Below are 419 nucleotides of genomic sequence, written 5' to 3'. Positions count from 1 at the left end.
ACTAACACATTTCCAACTCCCATTATTTTCGATTAGTTGGCTAAGTAGCTCCAACCCAGCTCCAATACCTGCACCAACAAACGCAAATTCACCCGTCGGGTCGGTATTGGACATAGGGTTTCCATGCACATACCCGTAGGTGTTTACTCCATCGATCAGGCCAAGAGGGTCGCTGGTAATGTACCGCCCGGTCGCTGGGTCGTAGTAACGCCGCCAGTTGTAGTGGAACCCGGTCTCCGCGTCGTAATACTGTCCTGGGAATCGCAGGTTGAAGGTTGGCCCCTGGATGATGATGCTGGCCTTACCGAACGGGCTGTAGCACGCCTTCCAAACGACTTGGCCGCTGACGTCGGTCAGTGCCTTCGGGGTGCCCAGGTGATCGGCGTGGACTTGGTAGGTCTGTCCTGACTGAACAAAGC

1 protein-coding gene is annotated in these 419 nt (G+C 55.1%); it reads right to left on the bottom strand.

What is annotated here, in order from left to right:
* Window positions 1-419: RHS repeat-associated core domain-containing protein (locus EVJ33_RS15790; protein WP_201739729.1), on the bottom strand; the 419-nt coding region annotated here is incomplete at both ends.

The organism is Exiguobacterium sp. SL-10 (assembly GCF_004337025.1).
Lineage (GTDB): Bacteria > Bacillota > Bacilli > Exiguobacteriales > Exiguobacteriaceae > Exiguobacterium.
Note: the sequence above shows the minus strand (reverse complement) of the source record. Positions and strands in the feature narration are given on the sequence as shown.